This is a genomic window from Candidatus Saccharibacteria bacterium oral taxon 488 (genome assembly GCA_013100805.1).
Taxonomy (GTDB): domain Bacteria; phylum Patescibacteriota; class Saccharimonadia; order Saccharimonadales; family Saccharimonadaceae; genus Nanosynbacter.
Genome location: CP040000.1, coordinates 89225 through 104534 on the forward strand (window position 1 = coordinate 89225; position 15310 = coordinate 104534).

Here is a 15310-nt window from a genome sequence, read left to right on the forward strand (position 1 = left end):
AAATATGCTACAATGTGAATGTCGGTAAAGTGATATAATAAAAATAGTTATGCCAAAAAAACGAAAATCTACCCGTAAGAAATCAGTTTCCACAGCTCCAAAGCATGATGTGCCGAGCGGCTTTTGGGCGCAAGTCGGCGCGGTACTGCTCGTCGTGTTATCGCTTCTATTGGTGGTGGCGTGGTTTGGTGTTGGTGGTCCGGTGCTGGGGTGGCTACACAAAGCGACTCTGAGTATGCTTGGGTATGCGATGTATGGGCTACCGATCTTGCTGATATATATTGCTGTGGAGATTTTCCGCGCGGAGAATAATCGGTTGTCGCTGGCGATGAAATTAGCAGCCATCCTCGAAGTAGTGTGGCTGTCAGGGCTGTTTGGGCTAGTAAAAACACCAGCTCGGCCGGAGGCTGGTGGGTTCATCGGCGATACGGCTAATCGAGCGATGAGTGCCATGGTCGACCCGGGCATCGCTGCTTTGATATATGTGGTGCTCATCATCATCACGGCGCTATTTATTACCCAGACGTCGCCGTTCACGGTGATCAAGAAAGTAGCCGAAGCGTTCAAGCGTGACCATTCCGAGGAGGATAACAATGCGGCGGTGATGAAAAAGGTGGCTCGTGAAGATGCAGCCAGTGCCAAATCATCGAGCGACATCAAGTTGAATGCCGGCGTCCCGACCGTTGATCCCGTCACGCCAAAAGACAGAAGGACGTCACCGCTGAGCAGTCTGCGCGGTAGCGTGGCGCGGGATAAGGCAGCTGAGGAGCAAGCAGCACTAGTGGCGGCACACGACCCGAACTGGCAGGCGCCGAGCCTTGATTTGCTAGAGAAAAAGCAAAGTCCAGCTGACGCTGGTGATATTCGGCAAAACGCACAGATTATTCACGATACCCTGGCAGAGTTCAATATTGATGTGGAGATGGAAGACGCAAATATTGGGCCGAAAGTGACGCAGTATACCTTGCGACCGCCGAGTGGTGTGAAGTTGACACGCATCACGGCGCTGGAGACGAATATTGCTTTGAATTTGGCGGCGCAGAGCTTGCGGATTGAAGCGCCGATTCCTGGGCAAAAAGCCGTTGGTATTGAGGTGCCAAACCGACGAGCGGCTGATGTGCGGCTGTATGGTGTGTTGGACTCTAAGCAGTGGAAGAATGCCCGCGAACCATTGAGTTTTGCCATCGGTAAGGATATCTCTGGCGAAGCAGTGGTTGGCGAGCTCAACAAAATGCCACACATGTTGATTGCTGGTCAGACTGGTTCTGGTAAGTCGGTGATGATTAATACCTTGCTGACCAGTTTGCTATATCGCAACAGTCCGAGCGACATGAAATTGATTTTGGTTGACCCAAAGCAGGTGGAAATGGCACCGTACGAAGACATCCCACATTTGCTGACTCCGGTGATTACTGAGCCAGAAAAGACTATTTCGGCCTTGAAATGGGCGGTCAATGAGATGGAGCGGCGCTATAAGCTGTTGGCGGCCGAGAAGATTCGCGATATCAAGGGGTATAATCAGCGCCTCGCCACGCGAGCTAAAAAAATCCCGGTAGCGGACGCCGATGGCAACATTCAACAGCACGAAGACGGGGCGATGCCGTACATCGTTATTGTAATTGATGAGCTAGCCGATTTGATGATGGCGGCAGCACGCGACGTCGAGGCGCTGATCGTTCGCTTGGCGCAGAAAGCGCGGGCGGTGGGTATCCACCTGGTCTTGGCAACGCAGCGGCCGAGCGTTGACGTGATTACTGGTTTGATCAAGGCGAACGTGCCGGCGCGTATCGGCTTTACCGTGGCGTCGCAAGTTGACTCGCGGACCATTCTTGATCAAATTGGCGCCGAGAAACTACTTGGCCAGGGTGATATGCTGCTGTATACGCCGAGCATGAGTAAGCCAAAACGTATCCAGGGCGCATGGGTGACCGATGACGAGGTCAATAAAATTACTGACCATTTGCGGATGCAGTCGGCGCCGCAGTACAATGATGAGGTGGTAGCGCAGCCAGTACAACTAAATGGCAAGGGCGGCCTGGCAGTTGACTTTAGCAGTGGTGGTGAAGACGAAGCATTTATGGACGCGGTGCGAGTGGTGATTGAGGGCGGCAAGGCCTCTACCAGCTATCTGCAGCGGCGGCTACGGATTGGCTACGGCAAGGCAGCGCGACTGATTGAAGAGATGGAAGAGCGTGGCATTGTTGGCCCGGCGAACGGCTCGAAAGCTCGTGATGTTTTGGTTTCAAGTGTCGACGAGCTAGGGCAATAGCTAGCTTGACATAATTATTTTATAGGTTATAATATTCTAAGTGAGAAATTGATTTGTATGTGGAAGGATGGCTACATGGCGCACATAAGTTGTAGAAATAATAGAGAATTATCCCCTAATAGTAAAGGCGACAAGTTAAGGAATCCTCTTGTGCTGGGGGTTGCTGCAGTCACGTTAGCCGTATCGGGTATACTTGGGTATAGTCTTGGCCGGTCACACGATGTTCCGCCCGCACCATCAGTAGAAAATACCGATGGTGGAACATCCAAAGAGTCCAATGATAGTTCGAGAGTGGAAGAAATTACACTTACGCTACCAGACACCGAAGGCCGTCGAGAGGCAGAGGTCTTTTTAAAGGATCCCAATATAGTCCAGTCTGCGCGCGATGTTGCTGGACGAGTGCTTACTGCTGCAGGGAAGTCGGTTGATAGTAATGCTGCTCGACTCGTTCGCCAAGATTATTATGATGATCACAATAGGCCTAAACAGCAGTCAATAACAATTACAGATGATAAGGGACACGTGGTATCGGTTGATGTTGCTCAAGGCGACAAAAGGTTTGGTGGAAGTGAGATCGCAGTAGAAGTTGCCACTGATATGATTGAGGTCGGCGCAAAGAGTAGACAGACGGATCGGATAACGTGGCGGTTGGATTTTTTGTCTCCAGAACCTGTGGCACATCAGCATATCGAATCCCCAGAAGCACTACTACCGGCTCTAGAAGGCGTGTTACCGACGAAAGTGGAATGGTCGCACAGACAGACTGCTGATGGTTGGTCGGAGACTAAGGAAATTACAATCGTTTCACCAAAGTCTGTCTCGCCATCGAGACCAGATTATGAAAGCATAGCGGCGGTACCGGCTAAGGGAGAGATTAATGGTCGGGCCGTGGAGAGTGCTAAGGTATATGATGCGGCAAAAAGCCTATTTGATCGGCTCGCGACCGATGGTGATATATCCGATATCTTGCCCTCTCAGTAAACTAACGTGCCGCCAGATATTCACCAAGTAGTGTTATTTTGTGGCCAGTTGAGGTAATTTTATTAATGGCGCGATGTAATGACGGGCCGGCAGCGTCAACGGTCATAAAGAATTTATAGTTCCACGGCTGGCCGACGATGGGCTGGGATTGTAGGCTGGTGAGGTTAATGGACTGATCGGCGAATGTGCGGAGTATTTCAAGGAGGCTGCCTGGCTGATGGGCGGTGGTCACCACAAGCGTTGCTCGATCAGCGTCGGTCGCCGTGGTTATCTGGTCAAGGACCAGGAAACGCGTGATGTTGTCCTGAGCATCTTGGATGTGATGTTTGAGAATTGGCATATTGTATAGTTGGGCAGCGGTTTCGCTAGCAATGGCCGCTAGGTGTGGTGAACCCTGTTGCTTGATGAATTCGACAGCGCCAGCGGTATCAAAATGTTCAATTTGTGCGGCTTGTGGCAGGTGTTTTTGGAGAAATTGGCAGCACTGCGACAGAGCGACAGGATGTGAATAGACAGCGGTAATGTCTTCAAGTGTTGTCTCTGGATTGGTAATAAGAGCTTGTTGAATGGTGAGTGTCACTTCACCGACGATGGGAGCGCTACAAGATTCGATGTGACGGTAGGTTTCGTTGATGGTCCCGTAAATGGTATTTTCCACTGCCACGACAACGGCGTCGGCTTTATTGCGGGCATAGGCTTGAAAGACGTCGCCAAAGGTCATGCACGGAACAACGGTAGCGTCAGGTCCGTACCATTGTTTTGCTGCTTGTTCATGAAATGATCCAGCTTGTCCTTGAATGGCGATACGCATGAACTCTATTGTAGCATGGTCTGGCGGGGTGTATCACTGGACTTTTGCATCAGATTACCGTATAATACGAGAGAATAATAACCTAAGGTTATGTGCGATAACATAACCATCCGTAATGGATTCCAAAGGAGGAAACATGAATGAATACGAACTGACCGTTCTTATTCATCCAGATTTGGAAGCAAATTTGGACGCGGCGCTGGACAAGGTTCGAGCGTTGATCAAAGACAATGGTGGTGAAATCACCAAAGAAGACAACTGGGGCAAGAAAAAACTAGCCTATGCGATTCGCCGTGAAGACTTTGCGGTGTATGTTTACTTTGAGGTGAAGTTGCCAAGCAGTGCACCGCTCAAGATATCAAATGTTCTGAATATCACCGACGAGGTACTTCGTTATTTGTTGGTTAAGACCGACGAGAAGACACGCCAGGCGCTTGCTGAGCAGAAAGAGCGCGAAGCTAAGGTTGCTACCGAGGCGGCTGATAAAGAAGCCTAATATTCGACGCGATACATAATAAAAAAGGAGGGTCATCATGGCACGAAGTATCAACCAAGTTATTTTACTGGGACGGTTAACGCGCGATCCAGAGCAGCGGACAACGCCATCAGGTCGGACAGTTGTTAGCTTTAGTATCGCGGTTGATCGTGCCGGACAGGATGATCAAGCTGATTTTTTCGACGTTATCGCGTGGGAAAAATTGGGCGAACTGGTGATGCAGTACCTGTCAAAAGGCCGCCGCGTGTTGGTGCAGGGTCGGTTGCGACAGGACAGCTGGGATGATAAAGAAACCGGCAAGCGCCGCTCGCGTATTGAAGTGACGGCGACCGACGTAACATTCCTTGACGCCCCGAGCGGTGATAGCGCGAATACAACCGCATCACGTAATACTAATACCAAGCAGGCTGAGACCGTAGCGGATATTGATGATAAACCGATCGATCTTAGCGAGATACCGTTCTAAAGGAGAACAAAATGGCAAAACGATTAAAGAAAGATACCCCAACGGTTTTTGACTATAAGGATGTCAAAACATTAATGCGCTATGTTAATGCGTATGGTCAAATTGAGCCGATAGCGAAGACGGGTCTCAGTGTCAAGCAGCAGCGTAGCTTGGCAGTGGCGATCAAGCGTGCTCGGCACTTAGCACTGCTGCCGTTTGTGTCGCAAGGGCAATAAGTATACGTTGAGAGAACTCTCTAATCCCAAACGTATTTATAGATAGGAGAGAAAGTCGAGTGGTCTGTGCAGGGGTAAGGCACAGGCCACTGTTGCTTGTGGGCTGCTGTACAGTGCGTTTTTATTTTTGATGCAGGATAGTATTATAATGCCAAGCCCACTGTGGGATGTTTGAGTAAAAAATATGTTCAGCCGACAAGAAATACTCTGCCGTCCGAAAGAATGTTAGAATTAGGTACGGTAGCTTAAAAGTTATAGGAAAGGAAAAACAATATGTATCAGCCGACAGATCTTAAAAAGGGTACGGTTTGTCAGATTGACGGTAAGCCATATCGCGTTATTGAATATGGACAGAAGGTTATGGGGCGTGGAGGCTCTATTGTGAACGTTAAATTGAAAAACTTGCTGGACGGAAGTGTCATCCCGAAAACCTTTAAGGGTCAAGACAAAATTGAGCCAGCTGAGGTGACTAGCAAGACTGTTCAATATTTATATCATGACGGAGATATGTTCTGCTTCATGGATCCAGAAAGTTTTGAACAATTTGAACTGTCTAACGATGTGGTAGATGAGGCAAAAAATTATTTGAAAGAAGGTTGTGAGCTGAATCTCCAGGTGTTTGACGGGCGAGTGATTAATGTTGAATTACCAAAAAATCTTTATCTCGAAGTTACGTATACCGAAGATGTCGTGAAGGGCGATACAACTTCAAGCGTACTTAAGGATGCAACGCTTGAGACGGGCCTTGTTATTAAGGTACCAGCATTCATTAAACAGGGCGATATTGTCAGTGTTGACACAGCGACGGGTGAATATCGAGAGCGCAAAAAATAACAAAAGGGCCTTCTTGCCGGAAGCGTCGCCCAGGGTGTTCGGGCGACGCTTTTTGTTGTTATAAATACATCAAATAACGATAAAGAATAGAACAAGATTTTAGGTATTGATGCTAAAAATACAACGTAATGTATGTATAGCTGGTAGGGTGTTTTTGGTGATACATACGACAGTTGTTTTCATGAAAAATATGGGCCTATTTGCGATAATGGTGAGAGTCTTCTTAGCCACTACAGGGGTAAATATAACTATTGATGTATAAATTACACTGATGCGTAGTATACAACGTTGTATTTTAGTTAACGTAGAATTAACGATAGCGAAGATCGGCCTATAGGTAAAAATGAGAATAGCTATTGATGTATTTATAACAGCAGTTTCGCTATCGCAGTAGATCGTTAGTTATTGAGAAAAATATGTATTCAGGCTACAATGAGAAGTGACATGAAGCAGCGATTAGATAAAATGATACTAGAACGCGGGTTGGTTGAATCGCGTTCAGAAGCAGAGAATTGGATAGGCTTAGGGCAAGTCATGGTCAATGGTAGGGTGGCGACACGTCCCGGATGTTTCGTTAATGAGACAGCAGACATTACATTGCTGACTCGTGAGCGGTACGTTTCGCGTGCAGGCCTCAAGCTAGCGGGCGTGGCGGATAGTTTTCGGTTGGACTTTCAGGGGAAAACAGTGCTGGACATAGGGTCGAGTACCGGTGGATTTACTGATTTTGCGCTGCGTCATGGCGCCCGACGTGTGTATGCTGTTGATGTGGGCACGAATCAGTTGCACCATCGACTGCGTGACGATCGGCGCATAATATTACACGAAAAGACAGACATTCGTGACTTTGAGCTTGATTGTCCACCAGACATTATCGTGGGAGACGTGTCATTTATTAGTCTGCGCGACATTCTACCACACGTTGCAAAACGGCTGATGGGCAGTGCGACGGTGCTTGTAGCGATGGTAAAACCGCAGTTTGAGGCAGGGCGTCATTTGGTACAAAAGGGTGTTGTAAAAAATGCTGCTATACGACGAAAGATCCTGACCGATTTTGAGCAATGGGCAAAACAGTATTTTGTAGTTCTTGATAAAAAGGATAGCACCGTCGCTGGTAGTAAGGGTAACGTTGAGCGCTTTTATAAGTTACAACTGAAAAATAACAGAGGTAATAGTTGTAGTAAAAAGGGCATCGTTGTACTTAAATCAACGTAGTATAATATACAATAATGTTAGACATTGAACCGAAATTCGACAACATCGTTAGGCTGTATGATGTAATTTTTACCTTCAGTACGTATTTTACCCGCTTCACGGGCCTTAGCTTCTGAACCTGCGGCAACAAGGTCGTGGTAGCTAATGACTTGTGCAGCGATGAATCCGCGCTCAAAGTCTGAGTGGATGACGCCAGCAGCCTGTGGCGCCGTCCAGCCTTTATGTATTGTCCATGCTCTAACTTCCTTCTGACCTGCCGTGAGATAGCTTTGTAGACCAAGTGTGTCGTACGCGGCATGGATAAGCTGCGACAATCCGGTTTCGGAAGCCCCGTAGCTATCAAGTAGCTCCAAGGCGTCATTATTTGACAATTCTCTGAGCTCTTCTTCAAGCTTGGCACAAATAAATAATACTCGGGCTGGCGCGACGAGTTTGGCAAGTTTTTCCTGCAGGGCATGGTCGCCGAGTCCCGCCTCGTCAACATTAAATGTATAAATAATTGGCTTGGCGGTGAGTAAATGAAGATCATTAATTATCTCATATTTGATATTTTCTATGGATGCTATCGGCGTGCCTGAATTAAGTGATGTCAGGAGCGTTTCAAGGTATGTAGCCACCTGTCGTGCCTCCGGCTTGGCTTTGGCTTCTTTTTGGAGACGAGGCAGACGATGTTCTATGGTTTGGATGTCGGCAAGGATAAGTTCGGTATTGATGATGTCAATGTCGGCCTGAGGGTTAATCGGGGTATTGTCGTGTCGTAATATATCTGAGTTTTCAAAGGCGCGAACGATGTGGATAATGGCGTCGCATTCACGAATATTGTGCAGGAATTTATTGCCAAACCCTTCTCCTTTTGAGGCGCCAGCTACCAATCCAGCGATGTCGACGAACGTTACGGTCGCGGGGATAATTTTTTGCGTATCATACAGTTTTGCGAGTACATTGAGCCGCTCGTCGGGAACCGGTACAATGCCAGTATTTGGTTCAATGGTGGCAAACGGGTAATTAGCCGCTAGAATATTATTATTAGTAAGTGCATTAAATATGGTCGACTTACCAACATTTGGCAGGCCGACGATTCCGATTGATAGACTCATATCGTGTATTATAACAAATTACACAAACTTGCCTCAGTATATAATATGTATTAGAATAAGCAGTATGAATAAGGTTATTGTCTCGCGAATATTTATGATAGTGGGTATCGTGTTGAGTGTCGGGGCGATAGTCGCCGTTATCATGATGGTGATGGGGCGATTGCATGTTGGGCTAAAAGAGCCGAGTCAAGATATCGCGCCAACCGCTAAGATGATATGTGGCGAGGATATGATAAAAGAATATCGGTCAATTATCGCTGCGCCAAATGGGTATGGTCCGACAGCGCTTGAAGGGCTGGTGAAGAAGATCTCAGAACGTGGCGGCCCGGGTGACGATACGGTGTGTCACTATATTGTGCTTCACGATGCATCGCTACGGAATGATCGCCAGCGGATTGATCAGATTCATCAAGGGTTGATCAACTCGATGAAGATGCGTCAGGCGGTCGAGCCGTTTTATCGACTGGGTATTAATCAGGATACGGTAAAAGCACTAGTCGAAATCGGTAAGGCTGATGCGGGTGCGGGGAATAAGGATGGTACACCGGGTCAGGGTTAGGGTCGGACTACGGCTTGTTATTGGCTATATGCTGGCACTTGTGGTTGTCGCATCGACGTTGGCGATTATTGGTGCGGATAAAGCAGAGGCGGTGGACTGTAGCGGTTTGAGCGGCCGACGACGTTTGATGTGTATTAATGCACGCAATGATGGTGAACGGTTTGCGGTGCAATATATCTGTAAGGGCGGTGGAACGCGGTGCGGTGCGATGTGGATGTCGTCGCCTGGGACGTCATATACGAATGATGTTATTAACACCGTTAGCTGGAATGCGACGTCATTATCACTTGACTTGAGGGGGTCAGTGAATGGTAATGGTCAGTCGCGAGCACGGGTGTGGGCAATAAATGTAACGGTTAGTCAGAATGGTCGGACATTGCTATCTGGCGGTACGCTTGATCGTGGGACGCATCCATCGGGCGCGTACCACTGGGTTGATGGCGGTAGTAGCATTCGAGTAAATGGAATTGACATATCTGGCGTAATTGCACCAGGAAGCTCCGGCCGTATCATTTTGCAGGTGCGGCGCTGTTTCTATAGTAGTCCAGGCGGTAGCGGTGCTTGTGCGACACAAGATGTCGAGGTATGGATTAAGCGTGAGCAGGCGCCAAACCAATGGACCGTTGAAGGGCAATCGCGAGTGTCAATCAATGGTGGCAGTTTGGTGCAAAACGTGACCGCTGCGCCAGGACAGCGCGTACGATTTTTTCATTATCTACGGAATAATTCTTCGTACACGATTCCTCCCTATACTCTAAAGCGTATAGGCATTAACCAGGATGTTAATGGCACGACAACGCATCATGCGTGGGCGTCGCCGTATACGCGTAGCGCTAGCCCATGGAACACCTTTTATGCACCGAACGACGTTAAACCATATAACAGTGTCTTTGGAGCTGAGGGGATTGTGACGCAGGATGATGTCGGTAAAACAGTATGTCAAAAGATTTTATGGCTGCCGGGTGCGTGGAATACTGACGGCTGGGGGGTCTCATCGAATGCCTGTGCATCGGTGCCGTATGATTATGAGTTGCGGCCGGAGGTGCAGGCGCCAGATTATATTAATGAAGGAACGATTGAGGTGAGTGGCGTGACTGCGCGAATTAATCATACAGGATCGACACGGTCAAATCGGGCAAATTATGCTGTAGTGCGGTTTGTGTTAAGGGGCGGTGGAAATTATACCGTGCCAGGCGGTGAGGGGGTTGTCGTACCGTATGATAGACGTTCGCCGGGTAATTTAGTGGGTGATTGGGATTGTTATATCGCCAAGAACACGATTAAAAATAGTCGACCGGGTTTGCAGGTGGCAGATTGTACATCAAATAATTTGGCACGTAATGGCGCGGGAACAATTATCCAGCGAGGTGGGCTGGAAATTCCGCTTGGCAAGGATAATTTGAGTGGAGTGACAATGACGACTGGTGACCAGTTGTGCTATATGACTATTGTGAGTACATACAACCAACATGTGAATACCAGTACGTTTCGCTATGCGGTAGATTGTGCAAGAGTCGCTGGACGGCCAAAAGTTCAGTTCTGGGGGGCGGATGTGCGAGTTGGTGTCGGGATAGACGGTAGTGCGGGTAATAATAATGCGGAAGTCAGGACATCACTGACGAGGGTGAGGCGATAGATGGCGCTGCAGTTAAAAACCCAAAGGTGGTGGATCGGAGTCGGTGTTGTTGGGCTAGTGGTATTCGGAAGCCTTGGAGTGTATATCTGGCGTCATTATATCAGCGTGACGGCGCAAGTAGCACCTGACGTAACTCACGTCGAGAGGGCGGTGCTAGCAGCAAGTACGACAACGCCACCGGGCGGCAGTAGTTATGACCCAGCCACGTCGTATCACATGCCGTGGGAGAAATATCCGGTTGGCGAGAGAGAGCAGCTCGGCGGGACGCCAGAACGGATTAGTAGTTGGCCAACGGCCGGGGATGGTGGATCTGACTGTCGTGTGAACGCAAATGCTACGACAGTGGTCGATGGTATTGGCGGGACGTTTAATTATGGTGGGTTTACGATGATGCCATCACCGATGTCCGGTAATCGGACGGCTGGTCAGGATAAGTGTAGCGGATCAGTGTCAACATGGACGGTACCGGATGGTGAAAATAGCACGTCTTCGGCGACGCCAGCACCGAGTTGGTTTGATGATGTGGTGGCGGCTAATAGCGGTGGTCTAGCGGGTGGAGCATACGTTAATCCACGAGCTTATGGTGGCTGGGCGACGGATGCTAATGCCACGACGAAAGTGCCGTTTGGTGTGCCTGCCCAGCGATCGGGCGCGGCTGGGGCGGCCGAGTTTGCCGAATGCGGCGGGGTCATCAAAGAGTCAGGAACATCTACGTGGGCAACTGATGGAGCGTTTCGGCAGTCGATATATGATCAAGGTGGCCAGTCGAAGCCGCTCTGGGGCGCACGCTGCAAGGACGAGACAAAGCTGAAAGAGGCACTGACCCGGCGTCACAATGCGCCGCAAACTGATACCAATGGTGAAAATTACGTGAAGTCGTCTGGCGTAACACTATTTCGGCAGAAATTCCGGCTGACTAGCCAGCAGCTTGAAGAGATTCGTCAGCTGGATTTGTTGAACGATGGACGATCGGGACTATACTTGCGTTTGGCGGTTGATGATTATGCGGCGGTGTATATTAATGGCAAGCCAGTCTTTGCCAATCCGAAAGCGTCGTCTGGTGTCGAGATGAAGAGAATCATCGCGGATTATTTACGGGCTGGTGATAATGTGATTGCCCTAGAGGTGCAAGATGCGATTGCTCCAACTAGCCTCGCCAATGCTAATGCGGCTGCTCGGTGGCTGCTCGGTGTGTATGCGCCAAAGGGGTGGCAGCCAGTGCCGGGGGAGCCGCGGTTGTACGGATCGTGGGCGGAATATGCCATTAGTGCGCCTGGACAAATTATTTCTTCCTCGGGGGCAGGCTTGTCATCTACGCCGACAGGGCGAACGGGGGCGATTGAGGCACGGCAATATAATGATCTGACGTTTCAAAACACTAACACCCCGTTTGGTAATTTTCGCGACAAGATGCCGACCGTGCGAACACCTGATGCCTATTTTACGAACACGGGAAATTTGTCTGGGGCGGTGTCTATGAGCGACGTGGCTGGTGGCGTGTATCAGGCTGGCAACCTGACGATTACCGGTGGAGAAATTAAGCGTGGCCGGCAAATTGTTATCAAATCGAGCGGCGTGGTGACTATCAAGGGTGACGTAAAGCAGGAGGGCGGTAACTATTCGGCGGCTCGGGATCTGCCGCAGTTGATTATCAGCGCTCGGCATATTATCATTGAGCCGAATGTGACGCAGCTTGATGCTTGGCTGGTGGCCAAGAATGGTACAATTAACACCTGTGATACCATAGTTCGTGATGGTCGTCAGTGGCTGTCGGGGCTGGATGCGAAGACATGTGAAAAACAGTTGCGGATCAACGGTCCGATTATCGCGAAGCACCTCTTTTTGCGCCGTACCTTTACCAAGGGTGGCGATACCTCTGGCAATAATCCGGGCGAGCCGGCGGAAATATTGAATTTGCGTGCCGATGCATATTTATGGGGAAATGAGCGGTCGAAAGAATCGGGGGCTATCAAAACGATGCATCTAAAGGAATTGCCGCCGCGTTTTTAAGGGTTTTACATTTTAAAATGCTTATGTATAATAGAATAGTATGAAAATAGCAAAAGGGCTGGGCGACTTTTTCGGATTAGACATCGGGACGAATGCGGTGCGTGTAGTTCAGCTGGCGCGAACGAGCAACGGATGGAATCTGCTGCACTATGGTTATGCGCCTGTCGACCCGAAGGTTACAGGTAGTGATTCACCGGAAGCGCAGCGTAAGCTTGGTGAAGTGATCATGACCGCTGTCGGACAGAGCGGTATCAAGACGCAAAATGTAGCGATTGGGCTGCCGTCGAGCAAGACCTTTACGGCGATTATTGATGTGCCAAAAGTGTCAGACCAAGAGCTGAAGGCGACCATGAAATATCAGGTCGATCAGTACATTCCTATGGCGATTGAGGATGCCAAGGTTGACTGGGCGCTACTCGGCGACAGCTTGCGTGAGCAGGGCCAGTATGAGGTGTTATTGACGAGTGCAGCGATTAGTTATGTCGAGGAACGGCTTGAGTTGATTGAAGGTCTTGGCTTTAATGTGGTCGCTGAGGAACCGGATCCGATCGCGATGCTTCGGGCATTAGCGCCGACTGATGGAGCAACCGCAAAGCTAGTTTTGGATATGGGCGAACATTCGACTGACTTGGCAGTCATTTATGGCGATATGCCGCGGCTAGTGCGCACGGTGCCGAGCGGACTGCAAGCGTTGGTGCGGGCGGCAGTGCAAAATCTCAACGTACAGGATGATCAGGCTCGCCAGTTTATTATCAAGTTTGGCTTGGCACCTGACCGGCTTGAGGGGCAAGTTCTCAGGGCGATTGACGGCGTGCTGGATAATTTTGCGGCTGAGCTGACCAAATCAATCAAGTTCTTCCAGACGCGCTATCCGAGCATTTCCGTGTCAGGAATTCTGCTGTCGGGCTTTGGTGCGGCGATACCGATGATGGATAATTATATTGCTAGCAAGACCGGCATACCGGCGACTACGGCTGATCCGTGGCAGCATGTCAGTCTTGGGCAGGCCGATCAGCAAAAACTAGCACCAATTGCCTCGGAGTTTGCGACGGTCGTTGGTTTAGCGCAGCGGAGGAATGGATCGTGATTGAGATTAACTTGATTCCTGATGTCAAGCGCGAGTTGCTTCGGGCAAAAATGATGCGCAACGCTGTCACCGCGATGTCAATAACCGTTGGCATGATTGCGGTCGGAGTGGCAGTTGCGCTTGGCTTGATCTTTGGCGGTCAAGTAGCCCTGGAGGCGCTGCATGATGGGACAATTAAGAGCAAGACACGTGAGCTGACGTCGATTGAAGATCTCGATAAGTTGGTGACCATTCAGCATCAGCTGGCAACAATCAACAAACTATCAAGTGAGCGGCAGGCTGATTCGCGGCTATTTGACGTGATGACGGCGGTGAATCCAGTGGCGCCAAATAGTATTAAAATCGCAACACTAAAGCTCAAACCAGAGTCACGGACAATTACTATTGAGGGATCAGCCGAGAATGGCTATATCGCGCTGGAGATATTTAAGAAGACGATTACTAATACGACTGTGCAGACAACACAAAATGGGCAAGAGGTTAAACAACCGCTGGCTGAGAATCTACAGGCGGGTGAGGCTAGCTTTGGTGAAGATGCCAACGGTAAGAAGGTGTTGCGCTTCTCGTTCACGTTTACCTATCCGGCAGAATTGTTCTCGAAAACGAGCGGCTCAGTGGTGATTGCGACGCCAAACGGTAAAGTTGATGTGACTGATTCGCGGCTGGGGGTGCCAGAGAGCCTATTTGCCAAGAAGCCAAAAGACGCTTCAAATAAGGAGAAAAACTAATGCCTGAAAATAAAGACGTTGCCATCCGTAAGCGCCAGCAGATTGACTCCTCGAAAAAAACCATGTTTCTGTTCGTGGCGGGTGCGGCATTTGTGAGTGGCGTGGCAATTGTGGTGTCGTTCTTCCTCGTGCGGCAGATTTTGTTTCATGGCGCAGTGGTGCTCGCGAAGCAAGACACTATCAATACGCTGGAGAATAATAAAAAGGCGGCCGAGTCGCTCAAAGATAATGTGCGTTCACTAGAGGCGAATGAGGCGCTTAACTCAGTGAAGTTAAAGGATAGCAGTAGTCCATTGCAGACAATTCTTGATGCGCTGCCGGCTAGTGCGAATGCCGATGCGCTTGGTGCGTCCATCCAGAAGAAGTTTGTCAATGGCATCGCCGGTCTGTCGCTGGAAAGCATCTCAGTCCACTATACGGCAAATGAGTCGGGTGCGGAGCAAGAGGATGCTGGTGATGGTCGCTCGGCGGTGAGTTTCACCATGACAGTGAGCGGTACGTCGTCAAGCCTCAAGGAGCTGTTAACGCGCTTTGAAAAATCAATTCGGGTTATCAATATTACCGAGATTGAGATGCAGGCCAGCGAGGACGGCAAGATGACTATGGATATCTCTGGCAAGGCCTATTTTGAGCCGGCGCAAAAAGTTGGATTAGGAAAGAAGGTGATCAAGCCATGAAGAAGAGCGATATAGCGATGATCGTGTTGATAGCCAGCCTTGGCGTTGTGGTGGCATATTTCGTTGCCAGCAGCATTCCATTCTTGCGCGTACCATCATCGGGTGTGGAAGTGCAGACGATATCAAAGATTAGTCCAGATATTGAGCAGCCAGATAAGACAGTATTTAATCGTGAAGCTATTAACCCAACGGTGGAAGCAATTGTTGGCAAAGCGACTGGTAGTTAGCG

At 49.3% G+C, this 15310-nt stretch carries 16 protein-coding genes; 14 read left to right on the plus strand and 2 right to left on the minus strand.

Annotated features, from left to right (window positions below; all coding sequences use genetic code 11):
- The first annotated feature begins 49 nt into the window (after positions 1 to 49).
- Together FBF27_00440 and FBF27_00445 are read left to right on the plus strand one after the other, a co-directional pair.
- A complete protein-coding gene (locus FBF27_00440) occupies positions 50 to 2269 on the plus strand; it encodes a cell division protein FtsK (protein QJU08899.1) in 2220 nt (739 codons plus the stop codon).
- A 75-nt stretch (positions 2270 to 2344) separates the two neighbouring features.
- Positions 2345 to 3250 carry a hypothetical protein gene (locus tag FBF27_00445; protein QJU08900.1) on the plus strand — a complete coding sequence of 302 codons (906 nt, stop codon included), beginning with the start codon at positions 2345 to 2347 and terminating at the stop codon, positions 3248 to 3250.
- A 1-nt stretch (position 3251) separates the two neighbouring features.
- Here FBF27_00445 and FBF27_00450 read toward each other — a convergent pair whose 3' ends face one another.
- Positions 3252 to 4061: a bifunctional chorismate mutase/prephenate dehydratase gene (locus tag FBF27_00450; GenBank protein QJU08901.1), complete on the minus strand. Its 810-nt coding sequence runs from the start codon at positions 4059 to 4061 to the stop codon at positions 3252 to 3254.
- A 115-nt stretch (positions 4062 to 4176) separates the two neighbouring features.
- Between FBF27_00450 and rpsF the strand changes: the two genes are divergently transcribed.
- The 5 genes from rpsF (at position 4177) to FBF27_00475 (ending at position 7287) form a co-directional block, all read left to right on the plus strand.
- Positions 4177 to 4557 (plus strand): 30S ribosomal protein S6, encoded by a 381-nt coding sequence (gene rpsF / locus FBF27_00455; GenBank protein ID QJU08902.1) that lies wholly within the window; start codon positions 4177 to 4179, stop codon positions 4555 to 4557.
- A gap of 37 nt (positions 4558 to 4594) precedes the next feature.
- Positions 4595 to 5023, plus strand: coding sequence for a single-stranded DNA-binding protein (locus tag FBF27_00460; protein QJU08903.1), 429 nt, complete (start codon positions 4595 to 4597; stop codon positions 5021 to 5023).
- Between the two features lie 11 nt (positions 5024 to 5034).
- A complete protein-coding gene (gene rpsR / locus FBF27_00465) occupies positions 5035 to 5238 on the plus strand; it encodes a 30S ribosomal protein S18 (GenBank protein ID QJU08904.1) in 204 nt (67 codons plus the stop codon).
- Positions 5239 to 5511: 273 nt separating this feature from the next.
- Positions 5512 to 6072 (plus strand): elongation factor P, encoded by a 561-nt coding sequence (gene efp / locus FBF27_00470; GenBank protein QJU08905.1) that lies wholly within the window; start codon positions 5512 to 5514, stop codon positions 6070 to 6072.
- 432 nt (positions 6073 to 6504) lie between these two features.
- Positions 6505 to 7287, plus strand: a complete 783-nt coding sequence (locus FBF27_00475; protein ID QJU08906.1) for a TlyA family RNA methyltransferase — start codon at positions 6505 to 6507, stop codon at positions 7285 to 7287.
- A gap of 17 nt (positions 7288 to 7304) precedes the next feature.
- Here the strand turns inward: FBF27_00475 and ychF are convergent, their stop codons facing one another.
- Positions 7305 to 8384, minus strand: a complete 1080-nt coding sequence (ychF, locus tag FBF27_00480) for a redox-regulated ATPase YchF (GenBank protein QJU08907.1) — start codon at positions 8382 to 8384, stop codon at positions 7305 to 7307.
- 64 nt (positions 8385 to 8448) lie between these two features.
- Here ychF and FBF27_00485 point away from each other — a divergent pair, with 64 nt between their 5' ends.
- Genes FBF27_00485 through FBF27_00515 form a run of 7 tightly spaced genes read left to right on the plus strand, consistent with a single transcriptional unit; the run spans position 8449 to position 15308 of the window.
- Entirely contained in the window at positions 8449 to 8943 is a 495-nt protein-coding gene (locus tag FBF27_00485) for a hypothetical protein (GenBank protein QJU08908.1), read from the plus strand.
- A complete protein-coding gene (locus FBF27_00490) occupies positions 8921 to 10579 on the plus strand; it encodes a hypothetical protein (GenBank protein QJU08909.1) in 1659 nt (552 codons plus the stop codon). The genes FBF27_00485 and FBF27_00490 overlap by 23 nt, the downstream gene beginning before the upstream one ends.
- On the plus strand, positions 10580 to 12589 hold the full coding sequence (locus FBF27_00495) for a hypothetical protein (GenBank protein QJU08910.1): 2010 nt from the start codon (positions 10580 to 10582) through the stop codon (positions 12587 to 12589).
- A gap of 40 nt (positions 12590 to 12629) precedes the next feature.
- Positions 12630 to 13676 carry a type IV pilus assembly protein PilM gene (gene pilM, locus FBF27_00500; GenBank protein ID QJU08911.1) on the plus strand — a complete coding sequence of 349 codons (1047 nt, stop codon included), beginning with the start codon at positions 12630 to 12632 and terminating at the stop codon, positions 13674 to 13676.
- Positions 13673 to 14404 carry a hypothetical protein gene (locus FBF27_00505; GenBank protein ID QJU08912.1) on the plus strand — a complete coding sequence of 244 codons (732 nt, stop codon included), beginning with the start codon at positions 13673 to 13675 and terminating at the stop codon, positions 14402 to 14404. Before pilM ends, FBF27_00505 begins: the two co-directional genes overlap by 4 nt.
- Entirely contained in the window at positions 14404 to 15081 is a 678-nt protein-coding gene (locus FBF27_00510; protein QJU08913.1) for a hypothetical protein, read from the plus strand. The genes FBF27_00505 and FBF27_00510 overlap by 1 nt, the downstream gene beginning before the upstream one ends.
- Positions 15078 to 15308: a hypothetical protein gene (locus FBF27_00515; protein ID QJU08914.1), complete on the plus strand. Its 231-nt coding sequence runs from the start codon at positions 15078 to 15080 to the stop codon at positions 15306 to 15308. Before FBF27_00510 ends, FBF27_00515 begins: the two co-directional genes overlap by 4 nt.
- Positions 15309 to 15310 lie beyond the last annotated feature (2 nt).